We start from the raw sequence: 18,173 nt of genomic DNA, 5'->3' as shown, positions 1-18,173 counted from the left end.
CGGGGCCTACGCGTCCGCCCCGGTCGGCGCGGCATAGAAGCGCTGGATCACGAGCCCGCCGAAGGCGATGAACCACACGAAGGGCGCGACGTGCGGCGCGAACACCGCGACGATCGTGCCCGGAATGAACACCAGAAGCGGAAACAGCGAGGCCATGATCTCGTGGCGCCAGCCGCCCAAAATCCTCCACCACAGCCAGGCATTGAGACCGGCGATGGCGGTCAAATTCAGGCCATAGAGCACGGCGACCGCGCTGCTCATGGCATAATTGGTGTAGAGGCCGTTGGTCACGGGCAGCAGCACGATCGAGAGCAGAAAGAACAGGTTGAGCACCACCGTGCCGCGGCTGCCCACGGGCTGGCGCGCCAGCCGGCGGTGGTGGCTGATCCAGAACACGCCGGCGATGATGAAGCTGAGCGCCAGACCGGCGAGCTTGCCGGAATAGACCTGTGCGAGATCGCTCCAGCCAGGTGCGTTGGTGAAGACGGCGGCCTTGGGCAGGTCATAGGCCAGCAGCGTCATGGCGACGCCGAAAATGGTGTTGCTGAGCGACTCCAGCCGCCGCATCTCGAACTGGTCGGGCTTGAGCTCGGTCATTCCTGGCAGGCTTCGCGGACTGGAACTTTTGGTCCGTCTCTCCCCTAAGTCCTAAATCCGGTTCCGTCCAGCCGCATTGCGATTCGCAAGCAAATCGCCGACGCTTGATCTTTCACCGGGGCGATTCGTGGCGACATATCTGGACACGCTCAATGCGGAGCAGCGCCGCGCCGTCGAGCATGGCGTGGCCGATGGGTCGACCGTGGGCGCCCCCCTGCTCGTCATCGCCGGCGCCGGCTCCGGCAAGACCAACACGCTCGCCCACCGCGTCGCGCATCTGATCGTCGCGGGCGCCGATCCGCGCCGCATCCTCTTGATGACGTTCTCCCGCCGCGCCGCGGCCGAGATGGCCGGCCGGGTCGAGCGCATCGCGCGAAAAGTGCTCGGCGAGAACAATGCCGCGATCATGCGCGGCGCCTTGAGCTGGGCTGGTACCTTCCACGGCATCGGCGCGCGACTGTTGCGCGAATATGCCGAGCGGATCGGCGTCGACCCGTCCTTCACCATCCACGACCGCGAGGATTCCGCCGACCTGATGAACCTGGTCCGGCACGAACGCGGCCTGTCGAAGCCCGAGAGCCGCTTTCCGGCCAAGGGCACGTGTCTTTCGATCTACTCGCGCTGCGTCAATGCCGAGATGGAGATCGAGAAGGTGCTCGGCCAGCATTATCCCTGGTGTGCGGGCTGGGCCGCCGAGCTGAAGAGCCTGTTCGCATCTTACGTCGAGGCCAAGCAGGCCCAGCACGTGCTCGACTACGACGACCTCCTGCTCTACTGGTCGCAGATGATGAGCGATGCGCTGATCGCCGAGGAGATCGGCGGCCGCTTCGATCACGTGCTGGTCGACGAGTACCAGGACACCAACCGCCTGCAATCCTCGATCCTGCTGGCGCTGAAGCCTGACGGACGCGGGCTCACCGTGGTCGGCGATGATGCGCAGTCGATCTACTCGTTCCGCGCCGCCACCGTGCGCAACATCCTCGACTTCCCGCAAAGCTTTTCGCCGCGCGCCGAGCTCATCACGCTCGACCGCAATTACCGCTCGACGCAGACCGTGCTAGCGGCGGCCAACGGCGTCATCGGCCTCGCCCGCGAGCGCTTCACCAAGAATCTCTGGACCGACCGCAATTCCACGCAAAAGCCGCAGCTCGTCACCGTGCACGACGAGGCGGACCAGGCCCGCTACATCGTCGAAGAGGTGCTGGCCAACCGCGAGCAAGGCGCGCTGCTCAAGCACCAGGCGGTGCTGTTCCGCACCTCTTCGCATTCGGGGCCGCTGGAGATCGAGCTGACCCGCCGCAACATCCCCTTCGTCAAATTCGGCGGGCTGAAATTCCTCGACGCCGCTCACGTCAAGGACGTACTGGCGCTGCTGCGCTTTGCCGAAAATCCGCGCGACCGCGTCGCGGGATTTCGCATCCTGCATCTGTTGCCGGGCATTGGGCCGGCGACCGCGCAGCGCGTGCTCGACCAGATGGCAGAAAGCCCCGACCCGCTGCACGCACTCGGCCAGCTCCCGGTGCCGCCGCGCACCGGCGCGGACTGGACCGACTTCGTCCGCACCATCGAAAACCTGCGCTATTCGGAATGGCCGGCCGATCTCGAACGCGTGCGGCTGTGGTACGCGCCGCATCTCGATCGCATCCACGAGGATTCCGAGACCCGCCGCGCCGATCTCATGCAGCTCGAGCAGATCGCGAGCGGCTACGTCTCGCGCGAAAAATTCCTGACCGAGCTCACGCTCGACCCGCCGGATGCGACCAGCGACAAATCCGGGCCTCCCTTGCGCGACGAGGACTACCTGATCCTGTCCACCATCCACTCCGCCAAGGGGCAGGAGTGGAAGTCGGTGTTCGTGCTCAACGTCGTCGACGGCTGCATGCCCTCCGATCTCGGCGCCGGCACCAGCGCCGAACTCGAGGAGGAGCGCCGGCTTCTCTATGTGGCGATGACGCGCGCCAAGGACGATCTGCACCTGATCGTGCCGCAGCGCTTCTTCACCCACGGCCAGGCCGCCAAGGGCGACCGCCACGTCTATGCCTCGCGCACCCGCTTCATCCCGGAGCAGCTGGTTTATCTGTTCGAGCGCACCGCCTGGCCGAAGGCTGCCGCCGGCGCCGCGCGCACCGCGGCGCAAGGCCCGAAGGTCGACATCGGCGCGCGGATGCGCGGGATGTGGCGGTAAAACGGAAACCGAGCATTTCCGAAAGCCGCCTTGTGGCAAAGCGGTCATCCATTAAGTCTCGAACATCTTCCCCGCAGAGACCTGATCGATGACCGCACCGCTCGAATTCGGACTGGATACCTTTGGCGACGTCACGAGGGACGCCTCCGGCGCCATGCTTGCGCATGCGCAGGTGATCCGCAATGTCGTCGATGAGGCGGTGCTGGCCGACGAGCTCGGCCTCGACTTCATCGGGCTGGGTGAACATCACCGCGCCGATTTCGCGATCTCTTCGCCCGAGACCGTGCTGGCCGCGATCGCGTCCCGCACCAAACGCATCCATCTCGGCTCGGCGGTGACGGTGCTCAGCTCGGATGATCCCATTCGCGTGTTCCAGCGCTTTGCCACGCTCGACGCGGTCTCGAACGGACGCGCCGAGGTGATCCTCGGCCGCGGCTCCTTCACCGAATCCTTTCCCCTGTTCGGCTTCGACTTGCGCGCCTACGAGGCGCTGTTCGAGGAGAAGCTCGACCTCTTCACCGCGCTGCTGCCGCAGAAGCCCGTGACCTGGGAAGGTAAGCTGCGTCCGCCGCTGAAGGACCAGCTCGTCTATCCGCCGGTCGAGCACGGCGCGCTGAAAACCTGGATCGGCGTCGGCGGCAGTCCGCAATCGGTGGTGCGCGCCGCGCATTACGATCTGCCCTTGATGCTCGCGATCATCGGCGGCGATCCCACGCGTTTTGCGCCTTACGTCGATCTCTATCACCGCGCCTTCAAGGAATTTGGCCGCCCGGCAAAGCCGATCGGCGTGCACTCACCGGGCTATATCGCCGAGACCGATGAAGAGGCGCGCGAGGAGCTATGGCCCGACTACAAGGCCATGCGCGACCGCATTGGCAGGGAGCGCGGCTGGCCACCGATGGGCCGCGACGAGTTCGTCAGCGAGGCCGAGCACGGCTCGCTCTATGTCGGCTCGCCGGAAACCGTCGCGCGAAAAATCGCGGCAACCGCAAAGGCGCTCGGCATTTCGCGCTTTCAGTTGAAGTATTCGGCAGGACCGCTGCCGCATGAGAAGCTGATGCGCAGCATCGAGCTTTATGGGCGCAAGGCGGTGCCGATGGTCAGGGAGATGATGGGGTAGTCGGAGTCATCCGGATCCACGCATGCGACGCAGATCGCCCGGTGTATGACCAAACTCGCGCCGCATCCATCGCGACAAATGGGATTGGTGAGCAAAGCCGGCCTCGAGCGCAACCTCGCTTGTCCTCAGATCACGATTTAAGATGAGAAAGCGCGCTCGTTCGAGCCTTCTCCGCAACACGTAACGGTGCACCGTCATGCCCGTCGCGACCTTGAACCATGTCCGCAGGTGCGAGCTGCTGACACCAGCCTCGCGACTCAATCGATCGAGCGTGAGGGGATGGTCCAAATGCCCGTCGATGAAGTCCAATACCCGCTTCAGCTGCTGGCTGGACAACCGTCCCGACCGGAGCGGCTCATGATCCGTCATGCCGAGCAACTGAATTGCCAAGGCTGTGCCGACGCTGTCGGCGTATAAATCGCCGCTCGGAGACCCTGCACGTATCTCGGCTGCGAGCGCGTTGGCCAGGTGAACGATGCGCTCGTTCCGCAACTGATGGCGCACGTCAAACTTCTCAACGGGTCTCGCGCGCCTTGCCTCGGCCGCAACTTGGTCAAGCATGGCCGGCGAAAGACGGATCTCGAGCGAATCGTATGCGCTCTCCGCGTCGAAACCTCCCGTTGCTCCGGAGGGGATGAGGTCAATGTCGCCTGCTTCGCGCAGAGCGGCGTAGCCGCTCTCTCGGCAAAACGAGCGGGTAGCGGCACTCAGGTGCACTATGATCCGATGCATCCCGATCGGAAGCAGAATCTGCGGGCCCGGTTCACGGTGCGCGGAGAAGACGCTGACGGCCGATATTGGTGCAAGGCCGCGCTGAAAATGCATGCCGGTGTCCGAAGCTTTGGCGGAACGTGTCCACTATTTGGCGCATCATGCGCGAATTTCAATGAGACTACGTCCACAACTTCGTCTGTTGCCGCAAAAGCAGATGAGGATCGCATGAGTTCTTATGTCGTCGTTGGCGCCGGCCCGGTCGGGCGTGAAACGGCACGTCTCCTGGTAGAAGACGGGCATGACGTTGTCCTGACGAGCAGGAACGCCGGATCGATCAGTGCCGCGGGTCTGCGCACAATCTCAGCTGATGCCAGCGATCCCAAACAGCTTGCCACAATGGCCAAAGGCGCCGAAGCCATTTTCATGTGCGCGATGGCCGCCTATCACCGATGGCCGACCGACTTCTTCCCGATCATGGACGGAACGGTCAAGGCCGCTGAGGCCGTCGGCGCCAAGCTCGTCGTGCTCGGCAACGCTTATGGCTATGGGGAGAATGCCCCAAGCCCGCTGACCGCTGCCCTGCCATTGGATCCGACCACCCGAAAAGGCACCGTGAGGAACATCATGTGGCAGCGGGCTCTCGCGTCCGACGTTCCTGCGATCGAGGTTCGCGCCAGCGACTATTTGGGCCAGAGCGCGGTGACCTATTTCTCCCTGCTGGCACTTCCATCGCTGCTTCGGGGTCACGCGATCTCGTTCCTGGGCGACTTGGATGCTGCCCACGCGTGGTCCTTCACCAAAGACACCGCAAGGACGCTCGTGGCAGTCTGCCGCTATTCCGGAGCGTGGGGACGTGCGTTTCATGTACCCTGCCGGAACGCATCAATTCGCGAGCTCGTCGGAAAATTTGCAGCTGCACTGGAAATCGAGGCGCCCGAACTCCATCGGCTGACCGCGGACGAATTGGAGTCTATCGGCTTTCACGAGGGCGTCGAGATGTCCTATTTGTTCGACAAGTCCCTCCTGATCGACGCCTCCGACACCGAAAATCTCCTCGGCGTCAAGGCAAGCAGCCTCGAGGCGATGATCCGAGATACCCTGCCTGCTTCATGGCAGGCGATTTAACTTCGACAGACTTCCGCTCTCAATAGCAAGCAAATAGATGATTACGTCGTGACGGGCACAGTGGTGGCCCTGCGAACATCCACAAGAGCTGATGGAGATGAGAATATGAAGATCGACCGCCGAACCTTTGGCCGCGCCGCGCTTGGCGCAGGTACCTTGGCCTTTGCAGGCACCGGCTCCTTTGCGGCGAAGGGTGCAACACCTGATGCGACCACAGCCGCGCCGCTACCCGCCGCCCATCGCTTCGCCCTCGGCGACTTCACAATCACGGCGCTCAGCGACGGCTACCTCAATCTCGGCCTTGATCTCTTTCCCGCCGCTGATCCGGGTGCCGCGGAGGCGCTGCTGACGAGAGCGTACCTGCCGAAGACTATCGCCACCTCCGTCAATGCCTACCTTGTCACGCGCGGCAGCCGGCGGATACTCATCGATACGGGCACGGCATCGGCGATGGGACCAACGCTCGGCCACCTGCCCGAGGCGCTTGTCGCGGCTGGCGTCAAGCGCGAAGAGATCGACACCGTGATCGTCACACACCTGCATCCTGACCACGCGAACGGCCTGATCGGCGCGGGCGGCGAGGCTGCTTTTCCCGCGGCTGAAATTGTGGTTGCCAACGTCGAATTCGCTTTCTGGCACGACGACGGCATCCTGTCCCAGGCGCCTGATCCGATGAAGCCATTCTTCGAAATGGCACGCAAATCGCTCGGACCGTACCGCGGCAAGATCCGGCAGATCGGCGGCGAGGTTGAAATCGCGCCCGGCATCGCGGCGGTGCCGGCGCCCGGCCACACGCCGGGACATCTCGCCCTGCGGATCGGCTCTGGCGACGCCAACATGCTGCTCTTCACGGACGTGATCCACTCATCGGCATTGCAATTCGCGCATCCGGAATGGGCGATAGCCTTCGATGTGGACCAGGCGGCTGCGGTCGCCACCCGCAAGAAGGTGCTGGATATGGTGTCGGCCGATCGCCTACTCGTAGCCGGTATGCACTTGCCCTTCCCCGGCGTCGGTCACGTCACGCGTGAGGGCAACGCCTACAGCTACATCCCGATGCCTTGGCCGGCACTGTGAGAGCTCGATAGGGGGCTGGCCGGGCCAAAGCCATGCGTGCCGGCTTGCCAAGCCGTAGCTCGCGAAGCGAGCGAAGGCTGGTGGGGGAGGCAGGACTCGAACCTGCGAAGCCATAAGGCGGCTGATTTACAGTCAGCTCCCTTTGCCACTCGGGACACTCCCCCGCTCGACGGCAGCACAATCGGGCCGGACCTTGCCGGCGGACCGAAGACGGCCATGGAACGTGAAGGCCGCGACAGCCCGGATGGGGGCGCGACCGGGCGCGGTTATGAGCGAAGCCGTGGGGTAAAGTCAACCGAGGCGGACAGCTAAAATCGCCTCCTTGGACGCCCAAATTGCCATATTCCGGAACCCGTGACACAAGCGCACCATGAACGAGCGCAAATTCACACCCAAGCGCCCCCGCGGCGGTGGTAAGCCCTTCAACAGACCGGGGAAATCCGCAGGCCGCCCAGCCTGGCGCGACCGCGATTCGGCCCCCGACGGGCCTGTCATCCTCTATGGCTGGCACACCGTCACCATGGCACTCGCCAACCCCGAGCGGCGTATCCGCAAGCTGACGCTGACCGAGAACGCCGCCCGCCGCCTGGCGGACGAGAACATCGAAACCCGCATCGCGCCCGAGATCGTCCGGCCCCAGGAGATCGATCGCCTGCTGTCGCCCGACGCGGTGCACCAGGGCCTGCTTGCGGAAGCCGATCCCCTGCCCTCGCCCGACATCGAGACGCTGGAGCCGGAAGGCATGGTGCTGGTGCTCGACCAGATCACCGATCCGCACAATGTCGGCGCGATCCTGCGCTCCGCCGCGGCCTTCGCGGTCAAGGCGATCGTCACCACCGCGAGGCACAGCCCGGAGGCAACCGGCGTGCTGGCGAAGGCGGCTTCAGGCGCGCTGGAGCTGGTGCCGATGATTACCGTGCAAAACCTCGCCCGCGCGCTCACCGCGCTGAACGAGCGCGGCTTCCTGACCGTCGGGCTCGATAGCGAGGGTAGCGAGGATCTCTCCGCTGTCACGCTGCGCGAGCCGCTCGCGCTCGTGCTCGGCGCCGAAGGCAAGGGCCTTCGGCAATTGACGCGCGACACCTGCAGCGTGGTGGCGCGGCTCGACATGCCCGGCGAACTCAAGAGCCTCAACGTATCGAACGCCGCCGTGCTCTCGCTCTATGTCGGCGCGAGCCGGCTCGGGTTGATGAAGCGGTAGCAAAACAAAACGCCCGTCCGCATCATGCGGGCGGGCGTCTCGTTGGCTCAACCGATCAGAGATCAGTAATAGCGACGCAGCACGCGGTGACCGCCGTAATAGTACGGCGCGGGCGCGCGACGTTGGGCGTAGCCGTAACGCGGGGCGTAGCCATAGCGCGGGCCGTAGCCGTAATGGACGCGCGGCAGGTAGCCTTGGCGCGGACCGTAGCCGTAGCGATACGGACGATAGTACGGCCGGCGATAGGGATAGGCGGCCGGCGCTTCGATGGCCGCGGCACGATAGCCATAGCCGTAACCGTAACTGACGGGCGCGACCACCGCGTCCTCGCGATAGGTCGGATACGGCGCGAAGGCGCCCGGGCCGGTGTAGGTCGGGCCCTGGTTGACGTAGTAGTATTGGGTCGTCGGCTCGGCGAGGCGCTCGTAGGCGCCATAGCCGTAGCCGCCGCAGCCGGTGTTGCAGCCGGAATACACCGGCGCAACCGGCTGGCACGGATTGAAACCGCAGGCCATGGCGGGTGCGGCCCCTGCAATCATCACGGCAGCCGCCGCGACCAGTCCCGAAATCATTTGACGCATTACTCTCTCCTGTGATTTCCGTTTCATTGGATTTGACGTTTCTTAACCGGGTGGCTTGTCTTAACCGGGTGGCTTGCCGGCTCCCTCGGCATGTGGCCGCGGCCGACGATGCTGCGGATTGACGTTGATCTGCGGTGCCAGAATCACCGGCGGCGGATCGACGGGAATGTCCATTTGCGGAGACAGCGGCGCGGACTGCGCACCCCAGCTCCGCTGGTAGCTCTCTGCAGGCTGCGGCAACTTACGGTTCGCGGGCGGCTCGACCTCGAGGCGGCCGTAGCCGGGCCGCAAGCCCAGGGTCGGATAATAATGACCGACATCGGAAGGCTGCCGCTCGGCGACATAGCGCCCGCCATAGATCGTGGGCTGCACCTGGACGTTCTTGCCGAGGCCCCACACGCCTTCGACGACGGTGTAGGACGCATCGATGCCATTGATGATGATGGGGACGCCGGGCCGGCCGGGAACGACGATATCAAAGCCGCCGCCGGCAAACGCCGACGCGGGCAGTCCGATCAGAAAGGCTGCGAGCGCCACAGCGCGCATAGGCGGGATCCCGGTTGTTCCGGAACGCAACCTATCCGATTGCGGCACACAGGGGGTTAAGGGCGATTGACCAACTTCCGGTAAGCCTAACGCGCAAGGATTGCCTGCCCTTCAAATGCGGCAAAGCGCAGTAGCGAAGCGTTAACAGCCCGCGGCGCGCGGCCGGAACCGTGTTCCCTCGCTCACACCGGTTTGACCGAAGCGGCGAAAAATCGGGCTGTTTCGCCGGAACGTCCGCCGCCTTGCGCGTTTAGCCCCCGTCAATCACAGCGGGAGTCAACAACCATGAACATCAAACTCCTTGGCGCCGTCGCGATCGCGGCGACGACTTTTGCTGCGCCGGCCATGGCGCAAGCGGTGATCAACAATCCGGGGCGCTGCTCGGCGCAATACCCCAACGCCAATTGCCAGAATCTCGGACCGGGAAACCCGTCCACCGATAGCGGCTATCGCCATCGCCGCACGTCCTATCGCCAGACCAATGCCGACCGGTATAACGACTGGAACAGGACCCGCACCGGCTTCTGGCCGACCGATGTCGCCGGCGACGTCGCTGGCGCCGCCATCGGAACTGCGGGCGCGATCGCAACCGCACCGTTCCGCGCCTTCGACAATTCGTACGCCTACGACAATTCGCGGTACAACCCTGGCTGGGATACGCGCAGCTACGCCGAGCGCAACGGCTTCGTCTGCACGCCTGGCACCTGGGTCAAGGGCGACGACGGCCGCCGGCACCGGTGCCAGTAAACTGATCCAATTCAAGCTGATCCAAGTCGAACTGATCCAAGTCGAGCGCGACAGGATAGGCGGCCTTCGGGCCGCCTATTTCATGCCGGCGATCAGTCGCGGGTTCTGGCACTTTCCAATCAAGTCTGATATTGCGGCGCCCGGGCAGACTGAGAGCCCCGGCGCAGGCCGGGCTCTGCCCCGCTTTCCAGCGTCGCCGGCTTAGCTCAGCGGTAGAGCAGCGGTTTTGTAAACCGAAGGTCGGGAGTTCAATCCTCTCAGCCGGCACCAGCGATTTAGCCGACACAATGGCCTTACCGATCGGGGCTGCCTTTGCCCCCATCGATAGGGCCGTTTGGACGGCCTCATACCGGAGCCGCACGCGCCGCAGCGCAGAAACCCTGACAAGAGACGCTGCGACTTGGGACGCTTTCGCGCGGCGGGAGCCCCGGCTGCAAACCGTCTCTCGCGTGCCGCGTTGAACAATTTGTCGTTAAGGATGCGCAACTGCGGCACGTCCTGAGTCACCCACCGATGGGCGGCTGCCATTGATGCCGCCGATGTGACGGCTCGTGAAAGTTCGTGCCGATTGCAGCCTGCGCGGCCGGCCTTACGTGAGCACGCGTGCCAGCTTCTTTGGGAGATGATGCGATGCGTTTCTTTTTGAGCTTAGGCTTTCTCATTGCCCTATGTGCCTCGGCAAATGCCGCGACGGCACACCACCCACACCGCAAACACGCCGTTGCCCCTCGGGATCCTGGCGTGATCGTGAGCCCCGTTCCCTATGGGGCCTACGCGGGGCCTCGTCCGCCGGTTTACTACAACGACCAACCGAATCCCCTGGTGGATAGTCCCTACAAGAACTGGGGGGGCTAGAGCATGATTCGGAAAAGTGCGCAGCGGCTTTCCGAAAAGATCGTGCGCAAACAATAACCTAGTTCACTTCGTCCGAACAGCCACCCGGCTGGCCTCCCGCAGCGGCCTAGCTGTGCTTGGGGCGTCCCGGCAGCAAGCGTTCGGCCTCCGACCAGACTCCGAAGCTCACAATTCCCGGGGATTCCTGTCGGCTGTACTGACCAATCCCCTCAGCCGGCACCAGCGCTCGATGCGATCCTCAGCTTGAATTCTTCGCCACGCTGCTTTGCTGGAAGTGTTCGACGGCCGCGCCGTTGATGTCGACCCAGCGATGCTTCGACTGCTCGAAAACAGATCTCACCGGCGCCGGGTAGTTTGGGTCCGCGATTGCGCCAACGGCAACGCCGATCATCGCAGGCAGATTGTCGGCCTTCCAATACACCGTTGAACCGCAGTCGGGACAAAAATAGCAACGCACCTTGCCGCCGCTTGCGGCGGCGCGAACGTACTCCTTTGGAGCTCCCGAGATCGTGACGACCTCAGCGGGGTAAAAGGCACCCACACCGAACGGCGCGCCCGTTCGCCGCTGACACTCGGTGCAGTGACAGGCCGCGACGAGGCTTGACGGCCCGGGAAGCAAAAGCGCAACAGCGCCGCAACTGCATCTGGCGGTTATCATTAGGCCCTCCCACCCGTCGCACCGGCATGATCAGCGCGCGGAGCCGGCCAGTTGAACGGCGCCCGCGTCATGTTCATTTCGGCACGGGGCAGCGTATCGCGCGTGATGTCGGCAATGCGGAAGCGGCCGGACAATTCGCCGCGCACTACCCGCTCCCTGTTTGCCGCGATCAGCGACGGTACGATATCGATGCCGGTGTAATCGACATCGAGCCTCATGCGGCCGATCCAGCCTGCATCGCCACAGGGCGCATCGAGCAGCGAGCGCGCGCCGAGCCGTTGCAGCAGCGCAGGCAGCATTCCCGGATCGCAGCCGTGGCCGGGTCCTCCGAGCCGAGGCCCGAGACCGAGGTTGTCCGAAATCTCCGAACATGAGGTAGTGTGCGCATCGGATGCTCAACCACCATCCGACAGAAGGCCAAGATCATCGCCGGTGCCGTGGCGGCGATCGTCGCGACAGGCTTCCTGTTCGCGATCGCCATGGCCCTCCTCAGTGATGATCGAAGAGACCTGCTGGGTGCCGTGGGCCGCCTGCTGCACGTTGCGGGCGATCTCCTTGGTCGCGGCGCCTTGCTTCTCGACGGCCGCGGCAATGGTCGAGGAGACCTCCGACAGCCGCCCGATCGTGGCGGAAATGCCGGGATCGCGTTGAGCAGGTCCGCGTGGTCGTTGCGCCCTTTGTGCCCAACGTCAATCCGCGCGCGCGATAAGGCTCACGTCGGTGAGGCCTCCTGGCCCTCCCCGGGCCGGCCATGAGCACGCACCAAGGCCTCGACGAACGCGATCACCTCTGCCCGCTTGTCCGGCGACAGCGACAGAAAGGCGCGCACCAGCCTTAGGCCCTGCGCTTCCTCCGATTGTTCTTCTCCGGCATCCATCGGTTGAGTGTCGGACAATCGGGAAAAATATGCAATCCTGCAAATGCCTGACTTGATTCGGCGGACCAGCTTTGGTGGAATGGATCCAGCAAAGGGTGGGACCATGAAGTGGATCAGGGAGCGCGACGCGCTGATCGCTCAGACACTGGCCTTCGTCCAATCGGTCTCCGGCAGGACCGACGACTTTCCCCCGCCGCAGGCCCCGGCGGCCGCGTCCGCCGTGATCACCGAGATCGTCGCCGTCCGGGCTGCTGCGGTCGAAATCGAGCCGCCAGCGGCCACCTCGCCGCTCGCCGGCCCGCAGCCTCGACTCGTCCAGGTCCCGCCGCGGACCGGCGTCGATTTCCGCACCGAGATGCAGGCCCGCATCGCCAGTTTCCGCAAGCACCAGGAGCGGTTCGAGCGCGAACGGGAGGAATATTGCGCGGCGACCCTGACCAGGCTCCGCGCCGCCATCCGCGACGTCCCGCCACCACCGCCGGCGGACAAGTAGAGCCGGTCTCTCAAGGCCCTTGTTACAGCCACGACCACACCAACCAGAGATTGGCTGCACAGGCGCCGAACAGAGCCAGCGTCAGCGGCAGGAGCATGTGCCCGCAGGATGTTTTCAGGTCGGTCGTCATGGCCGAAAACATCCGCTGATTCCGGCAAACGAGTCCCAGGGATTCTTTTTTTTGGGATTCAGGACTCGTTTACGACTCAGGGCCCGCTGCCAGGATCACGGCCCCGTGATTGACCTGCCGGTGGGAAACCCTCACCCCCACAGCACGTTAACGGTCTTTACGGGAGCGGGAAGGATGCCGTACGCGCTGTTTTGCAACGACGCCCAGATCAGCAAGGCCTATCCGGGCGAGTCGGACGTCTGGAAGCTCGCGCAGCGCAGCGGCCTCGTCGTGGACGTCAGTACCGACCAGCAGCGACCCGGGCCGCGCCGGGTGCTGGACAACGACTATGAGATCAAGCCCTGCCAGGCCGCCCAAGGCGAAGACCCCGCCAAGAACAAGGCGGACGCCGAGCTGGAGGCGAGGATGGAGCTGCAATTGAGTTCGTAAAGATCCGGCCGAACGCCGCTTCGGCGTCAGGGCGTGGCGGTCGCCAGCGACGCCTGCTCGCCGGCCAGGGCCACGCAGGCCTTACGGCGGTGCAGCCCGCGGATCGCGCCGGTGACCTTCAGCACCTTGCCGGACGGACAGGCCCCGTCCCGGACGAAGGCGACCTCATAAGGTGCCAGCATCAAAGGCTCGGATTTGAGGATTGTCTGTGCAGAGCACGGCAGCGCAAGGAAGCACGAGACCACCCCCGACACCAAGATACGCATGTTCGTTGTCCCACCAGCCCGGTAATTCTCATAATAACGCTTCCGGAGCGCGAGTTCCGTAAGCAGCAAAAATTATTTTTGCTTTACCTCAGCCCCGTGACGCGCGTGAGGAGGCCCGCGCGGGAATGTTTGCCTGCAAATGACGCGCCAGATGGTTCACGCAAAGCAAACAACCGGCTGACAAGCAAGGGCTGGCAAGCGAAAGGCCGGCGAAGCCGGCCTTTGTCGGATCGTAGCGCCTGGTCAGATCGTCGCGCCTGGCGGCAGCTCAGTAGCGCGAGGCCGACGGGCCGCCCCAGCCGAAGCGGTAGTTCACACCGACCTTGGCGGTATGCTCGTCCTCCCGGCCGCGGACGCCGACGATGTCCGCCGGGCCGGAGGTGAAGGTGGTGCTGCCGAAATTATAGTATTGGTACTCGGCCTTGGCCGACCAGTTGGGCGCGAACATGTATTCAAGGCCGGCACCGACGGTGTAGCCGTCCTTGTTGTTGCCGGTGGTGGTAAAGGCTTGCGGCACGCCGGCGATGTTGACGCCGAGGCCGTTGTTGCGCCAGGCGTAGCCGCCCTTGGCGTAGACCAGCGCCGGCCCCCAGGTGTAACCGATCCGGCCGGTCACCGATCCGATCTGGTCGGTGTTGGAGGTCACCTGCGTGCCCAGCGGGAACAGGACACCGTTGTTGCTGGTCGGCAGCCACGAATATTGGGCCTCGACGCCCATCACCCAATTGGGCGCGAACTGATAGTCGAAGCCGCCCTGCACGCCGCCCATGAAGCGTGCGTCGCTCGACTGGAAGCTGCTGTCGCCGGCGAACGCGCCACCGACATGGCCGCCGATGTAGAAACCGGTCCAATTATAGATCACCTGCGGCGGCGTGTAGGCCGCCGGCGCTTTGGTGTAGGGGCGCGGCTGGATGTCGGCCGCTGCGGCTGGCGCTGCCAGCGCGAGCAGTGCCGCCGCGCCAAGCCAAATCGTTTTCATGATCATCCCCGTTCTTTCATATTCGACACTCAGCAAACAACGTGGCGTGAATTGGGTTGCTTCGCGGCGATGCCGGAACGTTGATCGTCCGCAACTGTGACGGGGCGGCAACAAGCCGATTTTGTTCCGTCACGTCTGCTCGTGCCGACAGATTTTATCCTCTGCACGAGGTCCGCCGTAACCATTTGTCACCATTTGTCGCGAGGCGAAACAACCCGTTCAAAGCTCGCCGAAATGTGATCCAGCAGCTCCTGCAGGTGCTGTTTTAGCACCCGGCGATGAAGACTGCGTTTGCGCTACCGCGCCATCTTTTCGAGTTCCGGAAAGGGTGCGTAAACCGCTCCGGTGCAGAGCTCGCTGGCGCGATCGACGACGCGGTCCGCCCGGCCGTTGACGAAGACCACGGCGCGCTCGCGCATTCCCTTGTAGCTGCCGTCGGTCTCGCGTGGCGTCAAGCGCAGGCAGCTCACGTAAAACTGCCGGCCCCCGACCTCGCGCAACACCGGCTCGGCCATGCCGGCGTCGCGAACGCCGACCGGATTGTTCAGATAGGTGCGCATGAGCGCCAGCGTGTCGCTGCGGAAATTATCGGGGAACGGTTGCGGACCTGCGTCCACCAGGGACGGTCGGTCATCACTGCCAAAACAGGCCGCAAGCGCCAGCGGCAGCAGGAGGATCGCCGCACGTTTTGCCAATCGCCTCACGGAATCGCATTCTCCCGCCAATCAGTGCCGGCGACGTTCTAGCCCCAAGGTTGCGCAAAGGGAATTCGGTCCTGCGAGCAAAGCTCGCGAATAGCCCACCGGCCCACCGCCGGTGCCTGCCCTTTCGCGCAGGCGCCGAGACGACAGGCCGGGCCTGAATTCCGCGCGCGGCGGCGGGGCAATGCTGGGGGTGCCGCCGCGCGGGATCAGTCGTTAGCTACGCTTGTCGGCTGTCGCCGGCTTGGCGAGGTCCGGCTGCGCCTTCAGCTGCTTCTTGGCCGACACCTGCTTGTGGTGATGGCGGTGCGTGCGCACGCTCTTGTGCTCGTCGGGCTTAACGGCGGCGTTGGCGTTCATAGCGTTCGCCTTGGAGTCCGGCTTGGCGCCCGCCTTGACGTCGGCGGCCTTGGTGTCGGCCTTGACGCCGGAGTCCGGCTTCGCGGCGGAGTTCGACGCCTTGGTCTGGCTCTGGTCCGCCTTGATCACCGGCGCGGTCGTGGTGGTGGTCTTGCCGGTCTCGGCCGCGAAGGCCGGGGCTGCGATGACGGACGCTGCAAGCAAGGCTGCGGAAATGGTCTTCAACATGGTGGTCTCCTCTGTGAAGGATCTCGAGGCGGCGCCCTTTGCCATCCCTTCGATCGTAGGTCGGAGCCTAGGCGGCGCGCACTGAACCCAGTCTGAAGCCCGCTGCAGGCTTCCGTTCATCTCGATGACAAGTTTGTCATCTATGGCCGGACGAATAGGCTGGGCTGCCGGGAATGTTTTGGTCCGTTGGGTGTTCCGGTCTTCAGGCAATCGTGTAGGATCGCCACGTTCCATACGGGAGAAGATGAATGCGCAAACTTTCCATGCTTCTGGTACCGGGACTTGTCTCGATGGCGCTGGCCGCCGGACCGGTGCTGACCAGCGCCTACGCCGCGGGCAGCGACGAGCCCTCGCCGCCGAAATCGGACACCTCGACCAAGAAGTCGAAGAAGAAAAGCTCCTCCGTCAGCGATCCCAAATTCCTTGCCGCCTATCGCACCGCCTACACCACGATCTACGATGGCCACGACTACACCGGCGCGATCGACCAGCTGAAGTCGCTCAAGCGCGACGACGTCGCCGACGTTGCCAATTTGATCGGCTACTCCTATCGCAAGCTCGGCGACTATCAATCGTCGAAGGTCTATTACGAGCTGGCGCTGAAGGACGATCCGAACCACGTCCGGACCTGGCAGTATTACGGGCTCTGGCAGCTCGAGCAGGGCAACCGCGAACAGGCGCAGTATCATCTGAACAAGATCGCCTCGCTCGCCGGCACCGACAGCTCCGAATATCGCTCGCTTGCTGCGGCGCTCGACAAGCCGACCGGCGCGACGCTCGTTTACTGAGACACCCGATCTGCGAACGACAAGAACCGGCACGACCCGCGGGGGTTGTGCCGGTTCTGCTTTTTCGGCTAGCCTTCGCGCCGTAATCCTCCCCTTAGAATCGGTGCGCAATGGACGCGTGGCTACGATCCGCGGTCGACTACATCGGCTCCTGGATCGAATTCCAACTGACGACATCGCAGCAGCCGGGCGTCATCGTTGCGTTCGCCCATCGCGGCGAAGTCGTCGCCGAGCACGCGTTCGGCCTCGCCGATCTCGATACCGGCGAAAAACTCACCCCGCGCCACCGCTTCCGTATCGCCTCGCATTCAAAGAGCTTCACTTCGGCTGGCATCATGAAGCTGCGCGAACAGCGCAAGATCCGACTCGACGATCCCGTCGGCGACTATGTCGGTGGCCTGCATCCGCGCGTTGCCGAGACGACGATCGCACAGGTGCTCTCGCATAGCGCAGGGCTGACGCGGGACGGCGCCGATTCCGGCCAGTTCATCGACAGCCGCCCCTATCTGAACGAGAGCGAGCTGCGCGCAGAGCTGAAGCTGCCGACAGTCATCGAGCCGGGCACGCGCTTCAAATATTCCAATCACGGCTTTGGCCTGATCGGCCTCGTGATCGAAGCCGTGACGAGGGAGCCCTACCCGGTCTGGATCAAGCGCGAGATCATTGAGCCCGCGGGTTTACGCGAGACGGAGCCGGACGTGCCGCTTCCAAAGGGCGCATCGTTCGCGCGCGGCCACACGCGAAAAGTCCCGCTGGGAAAGCGCTGCGTGATCCCCGGCAATAATCCGACGCACGCCATGGCGTCCGCCACCGGCTTCGCCGCTACCGCCGCCGACACCGCCCGATTCTTCGCGCAGCTCGCGCCCAATGCGAAAAAGAGCCTGCTGTCGGCCGCAAGTCGGCGCGAGATGACGCGGCATCATTGGCGCATCCCGCAGAGCTTCGAGGGTTATTACGGCTTGGGTATCAGCGCCGGCCGGATCGAGGGTTGGGACTGGTTCGGTCATGGCGGCCACTTTCAGGGTTACATCTCCCGGACCTGCTGCATCCCTTCTTGCGAACTCGCGATCAGCATCTTGAGCAACTCCATCGACGGCGCAGCGCCGTTCTGGATGGACGGCGCGATGCAGATCCTGCGCGTCTTCCAGACCCGCGGCGCGCCCGACCGCCGCGTGCGCGACTGGACCGGCCGCTGGTGGACGATCTGGGGCGCGACCGATCTGGTACCCGCGGGTAACCGCGTGCTCGTCGCCAATCCGCAGTTCAACAATCCGTTCATGGATGCCGGCGAAATCGAGGTGACCGGCCGCGACATCGGCAAGTTCGCTTCGGCCGCCGGGACCTCCAGCCACGGCGAGCCGGTGCGCCGCGTCCGTGACAAGCATGGCAAGGTGAGCGAAATCTGGCTCGCAGGCGCCAACGTCAAGCCGGAGCGAATCGTGGCCCGCGAGATCGCGCGGAGATACAAACCGCGAAAACGCCGGCCTGTTTAAATTGGAGCATGATCTCCGCGCAA

General features: G+C 64.2%; 21 protein-coding genes, 2 tRNA genes and 1 pseudogene. 11 read left to right on the top strand and 13 right to left on the bottom strand.

Features of this window, described 5'->3' with window-relative positions; all coding sequences use genetic code 11:
* Nucleotides 1-6: 6 nt before the first annotated feature.
* Nucleotides 7-597, bottom strand: coding sequence for a TMEM175 family protein (locus GWG65_RS06950; protein WP_275194658.1), 591 nt, complete (start codon nt 595-597; stop codon nt 7-9).
* Between the two features lie 127 nt (nt 598-724).
* On the opposite strand from GWG65_RS06950, the gene GWG65_RS06945 reads away from it, so the two are divergent.
* Together GWG65_RS06945 and GWG65_RS06940 are read left to right on the top strand one after the other, a co-directional pair.
* Nucleotides 725-2,782, top strand: coding sequence for an ATP-dependent helicase (locus tag GWG65_RS06945; protein ID WP_275194657.1), 2,058 nt, complete (start codon nt 725-727; stop codon nt 2,780-2,782).
* Nucleotides 2,783-2,870: 88 nt separating this feature from the next.
* Nucleotides 2,871-3,902: an LLM class flavin-dependent oxidoreductase gene (locus tag GWG65_RS06940; protein ID WP_275194656.1), complete on the top strand. Its 1,032-nt coding sequence runs from the start codon at nt 2,871-2,873 to the stop codon at nt 3,900-3,902.
* 6 nt (nt 3,903-3,908) lie between these two features.
* Here the strand turns inward: GWG65_RS06940 and GWG65_RS06935 are convergent, their stop codons facing one another.
* Entirely contained in the window at nt 3,909-4,727 is an 819-nt protein-coding gene (locus tag GWG65_RS06935; protein ID WP_275194655.1) for a helix-turn-helix domain-containing protein, read from the bottom strand.
* Here GWG65_RS06935 and GWG65_RS06930 point away from each other — a divergent pair.
* A complete protein-coding gene (locus GWG65_RS06930; protein ID WP_342760631.1) occupies nt 4,722-5,741 on the top strand; it encodes an NAD(P)H-binding protein in 1,020 nt (339 codons plus the stop codon). The two genes, GWG65_RS06935 and GWG65_RS06930, sit on opposite strands and share 6 nt — an antisense overlap.
* Nucleotides 5,742-5,846: 105 nt before the next feature.
* Nucleotides 5,847-6,818, top strand: coding sequence for an MBL fold metallo-hydrolase (locus GWG65_RS06925; protein ID WP_275194654.1), 972 nt, complete (start codon nt 5,847-5,849; stop codon nt 6,816-6,818).
* 78 nt (nt 6,819-6,896) lie between these two features.
* Here GWG65_RS06925 and GWG65_RS06920 read toward each other — a convergent pair.
* Nucleotides 6,897-6,982 (bottom strand) — tRNA-Tyr (locus GWG65_RS06920).
* Nucleotides 6,983-7,188: 206 nt separating this feature from the next.
* On the opposite strand from GWG65_RS06920, the gene rlmB reads away from it, so the two are divergent.
* On the top strand, nt 7,189-8,019 hold the full coding sequence (gene rlmB, locus GWG65_RS06915) for a 23S rRNA (guanosine(2251)-2'-O)-methyltransferase RlmB (protein ID WP_275194653.1): 831 nt from the start codon (nt 7,189-7,191) through the stop codon (nt 8,017-8,019).
* Between the two features lie 62 nt (nt 8,020-8,081).
* On the opposite strand, the gene GWG65_RS06910 is transcribed toward rlmB, so the two are convergent.
* Together GWG65_RS06910 and GWG65_RS06905 are read right to left on the bottom strand one after the other, a co-directional pair.
* Nucleotides 8,082-8,600, bottom strand: coding sequence for a hypothetical protein (locus tag GWG65_RS06910; RefSeq protein WP_275194652.1), 519 nt, complete (start codon nt 8,598-8,600; stop codon nt 8,082-8,084).
* A gap of 60 nt (nt 8,601-8,660) precedes the next feature.
* Entirely contained in the window at nt 8,661-9,146 is a 486-nt protein-coding gene (locus tag GWG65_RS06905; RefSeq protein ID WP_275194651.1) for a hypothetical protein, read from the bottom strand.
* 285 nt (nt 9,147-9,431) lie between these two features.
* On the opposite strand from GWG65_RS06905, the gene GWG65_RS06900 reads away from it, so the two are divergent.
* Together GWG65_RS06900 and GWG65_RS06895 are read left to right on the top strand one after the other, a co-directional pair.
* Entirely contained in the window at nt 9,432-9,893 is a 462-nt protein-coding gene (locus GWG65_RS06900) for a hypothetical protein (RefSeq protein WP_275194650.1), read from the top strand.
* A gap of 195 nt (nt 9,894-10,088) precedes the next feature.
* Nucleotides 10,089-10,163: transfer RNA gene (locus GWG65_RS06895), tRNA-Thr, on the top strand.
* Nucleotides 10,164-10,986: 823 nt separating this feature from the next.
* On the opposite strand, the gene GWG65_RS06890 is transcribed toward GWG65_RS06895, so the two are convergent.
* The 4 genes and pseudogenes from GWG65_RS06890 to GWG65_RS06875 form a co-directional block, all read right to left on the bottom strand.
* Entirely contained in the window at nt 10,987-11,406 is a 420-nt protein-coding gene (locus GWG65_RS06890; RefSeq protein ID WP_275194649.1) for a GFA family protein, read from the bottom strand.
* Between the two features lie 35 nt (nt 11,407-11,441).
* Nucleotides 11,442-11,758, bottom strand: a pseudogene (locus GWG65_RS06885) (class I SAM-dependent methyltransferase); the annotation flags it as partial.
* A 43-nt stretch (nt 11,759-11,801) separates the two neighbouring features.
* A complete protein-coding gene (locus tag GWG65_RS06880; RefSeq protein ID WP_275194648.1) occupies nt 11,802-11,945 on the bottom strand; it encodes a hypothetical protein in 144 nt (47 codons plus the stop codon).
* 173 nt (nt 11,946-12,118) lie between these two features.
* Entirely contained in the window at nt 12,119-12,283 is a 165-nt protein-coding gene (locus GWG65_RS06875) for a hypothetical protein (RefSeq protein ID WP_187435643.1), read from the bottom strand.
* Nucleotides 12,284-12,386: 103 nt separating this feature from the next.
* Between GWG65_RS06875 and GWG65_RS06870 the strand changes: the two genes are divergently transcribed.
* Nucleotides 12,387-12,776, top strand: a complete 390-nt coding sequence (locus GWG65_RS06870; protein WP_275194647.1) for a hypothetical protein — start codon at nt 12,387-12,389, stop codon at nt 12,774-12,776.
* Between the two features lie 304 nt (nt 12,777-13,080).
* Complete coding sequence (locus GWG65_RS06865) at nt 13,081-13,335, top strand: hypothetical protein (RefSeq protein WP_275194646.1); 255 nt, start codon at nt 13,081-13,083, stop codon at nt 13,333-13,335.
* A 26-nt stretch (nt 13,336-13,361) separates the two neighbouring features.
* Here the strand turns inward: GWG65_RS06865 and GWG65_RS06860 are convergent, their stop codons facing one another.
* From GWG65_RS06860 to GWG65_RS06845, 4 genes are all read right to left on the bottom strand, one after another.
* A complete protein-coding gene (locus GWG65_RS06860; RefSeq protein WP_342760630.1) occupies nt 13,362-13,601 on the bottom strand; it encodes a hypothetical protein in 240 nt (79 codons plus the stop codon).
* 268 nt (nt 13,602-13,869) lie between these two features.
* Nucleotides 13,870-14,580: an outer membrane protein gene (locus GWG65_RS06855; RefSeq protein WP_275194644.1), complete on the bottom strand. Its 711-nt coding sequence runs from the start codon at nt 14,578-14,580 to the stop codon at nt 13,870-13,872.
* Nucleotides 14,581-14,876: 296 nt separating this feature from the next.
* A complete protein-coding gene (locus GWG65_RS06850; protein ID WP_275194643.1) occupies nt 14,877-15,284 on the bottom strand; it encodes a hypothetical protein in 408 nt (135 codons plus the stop codon).
* 213 nt (nt 15,285-15,497) lie between these two features.
* The gene (locus GWG65_RS06845; protein WP_275194642.1) at nt 15,498-15,869 is read right to left on the bottom strand and encodes a hypothetical protein; all 372 of its coding nucleotides are present in this window, start codon (nt 15,867-15,869) and stop codon (nt 15,498-15,500) included.
* Between the two features lie 248 nt (nt 15,870-16,117).
* Here GWG65_RS06845 and GWG65_RS06840 point away from each other — a divergent pair, with 248 nt between their 5' ends.
* Together GWG65_RS06840 and GWG65_RS06835 are read left to right on the top strand one after the other, a co-directional pair.
* Nucleotides 16,118-16,657 (top strand): tetratricopeptide repeat protein, encoded by a 540-nt coding sequence (locus GWG65_RS06840; protein ID WP_275194641.1) that lies wholly within the window; start codon nt 16,118-16,120, stop codon nt 16,655-16,657.
* Between the two features lie 110 nt (nt 16,658-16,767).
* Nucleotides 16,768-18,150, top strand: a complete 1,383-nt coding sequence (locus tag GWG65_RS06835) for a serine hydrolase domain-containing protein (protein ID WP_275194640.1) — start codon at nt 16,768-16,770, stop codon at nt 18,148-18,150.
* Nucleotides 18,151-18,173: the final 23 nt, after the last annotated feature.

Source organism: Bradyrhizobium sp. CSA207, assembly GCF_029051685.1.
Lineage (GTDB): Bacteria > Pseudomonadota > Alphaproteobacteria > Rhizobiales > Xanthobacteraceae > Bradyrhizobium.
The sequence above is the reverse complement of the archived record's forward strand: the minus strand, read 5'-3'. Positions and strand labels throughout refer to the sequence as shown.

Excerpts from the sequence above, each read along its gene's own strand:
- GWG65_RS06835 (WP_275194640.1), top strand. The coding sequence starts at position 16,768 with ATGGACGCGTGGCTACGATCCGCGGTCGACTACATCGGCTCCTGGATC.
- GWG65_RS06870 (WP_275194647.1), top strand. The coding sequence starts at position 12,387 with ATGAAGTGGATCAGGGAGCGCGACGCGCTGATCGCTCAGACACTGGCC.
- GWG65_RS06950 (WP_275194658.1), bottom strand. The coding sequence starts at position 597 with ATGACCGAGCTCAAGCCCGACCAGTTCGAGATGCGGCGGCTGGAGTCG.
- GWG65_RS06930 (WP_342760631.1), top strand. The coding sequence starts at position 4,722 with ATGCATGCCGGTGTCCGAAGCTTTGGCGGAACGTGTCCACTATTTGGC.
- GWG65_RS06860 (WP_342760630.1), bottom strand. The coding sequence starts at position 13,601 with ATGCGTATCTTGGTGTCGGGGGTGGTCTCGTGCTTCCTTGCGCTGCCG.
- GWG65_RS06940 (WP_275194656.1), top strand. The coding sequence starts at position 2,871 with ATGACCGCACCGCTCGAATTCGGACTGGATACCTTTGGCGACGTCACG.
- GWG65_RS06875 (WP_187435643.1), bottom strand. The coding sequence starts at position 12,283 with ATGGATGCCGGAGAAGAACAATCGGAGGAAGCGCAGGGCCTAAGGCTG.
- GWG65_RS06845 (WP_275194642.1), bottom strand. The coding sequence starts at position 15,869 with ATGTTGAAGACCATTTCCGCAGCCTTGCTTGCAGCGTCCGTCATCGCA.
- GWG65_RS06905 (WP_275194651.1), bottom strand. The coding sequence starts at position 9,146 with ATGCGCGCTGTGGCGCTCGCAGCCTTTCTGATCGGACTGCCCGCGTCG.
- GWG65_RS06925 (WP_275194654.1), top strand. The coding sequence starts at position 5,847 with ATGAAGATCGACCGCCGAACCTTTGGCCGCGCCGCGCTTGGCGCAGGT.
- GWG65_RS06840 (WP_275194641.1), top strand. The coding sequence starts at position 16,118 with ATGCGCAAACTTTCCATGCTTCTGGTACCGGGACTTGTCTCGATGGCG.
- GWG65_RS06865 (WP_275194646.1), top strand. The coding sequence starts at position 13,081 with ATGCCGTACGCGCTGTTTTGCAACGACGCCCAGATCAGCAAGGCCTAT.
- GWG65_RS06910 (WP_275194652.1), bottom strand. The coding sequence starts at position 8,600 with ATGCGTCAAATGATTTCGGGACTGGTCGCGGCGGCTGCCGTGATGATT.
- GWG65_RS06890 (WP_275194649.1), bottom strand. The coding sequence starts at position 11,406 with ATGATAACCGCCAGATGCAGTTGCGGCGCTGTTGCGCTTTTGCTTCCC.
- rlmB (WP_275194653.1), top strand. The coding sequence starts at position 7,189 with ATGAACGAGCGCAAATTCACACCCAAGCGCCCCCGCGGCGGTGGTAAG.
- GWG65_RS06900 (WP_275194650.1), top strand. The coding sequence starts at position 9,432 with ATGAACATCAAACTCCTTGGCGCCGTCGCGATCGCGGCGACGACTTTT.
- GWG65_RS06855 (WP_275194644.1), bottom strand. The coding sequence starts at position 14,580 with ATGAAAACGATTTGGCTTGGCGCGGCGGCACTGCTCGCGCTGGCAGCG.
- GWG65_RS06935 (WP_275194655.1), bottom strand. The coding sequence starts at position 4,727 with ATGCATTTTCAGCGCGGCCTTGCACCAATATCGGCCGTCAGCGTCTTC.